The following is a 255-nucleotide window of genomic DNA, read 5'->3' on the forward strand; positions in this document are numbered from 1 at the left end:
GCGGCCGCATACCTGTCGCAGGCGAACCTGCCGGGAAAATGATGTTCCCCCGCAAGCGGGAGGTGCCCCCACCGCTCGTCCGCGAGCTGGCCGCCAAGGACGCGCCCATCAGGGTGCCCGTGACGGTGACGTGCCGGGTGCTCAAGATCGCGCGCCAGCCCTATTACCGCTGGCTCGCCAACCCGGTCACCGACGCCGAGCTCGAGCAGGCCTACCGCGCCAACGCCCTGTTCGACGCCCACCGCGACGATCCCG

General features: G+C 71.0%; 1 pseudogene. It reads left to right on the plus strand.

Annotated features, from left to right (window positions below):
* Window positions 1-38: 38 nt before the first annotated feature.
* Window positions 39-255, plus strand: a pseudogene (locus tag ABC138_RS17560) (IS3 family transposase); the annotation flags it as partial.

Source organism: Janibacter sp. LM, from assembly GCF_039631275.1.
GTDB lineage: Bacteria > Actinomycetota > Actinomycetes > Actinomycetales > Dermatophilaceae > Janibacter > Janibacter terrae.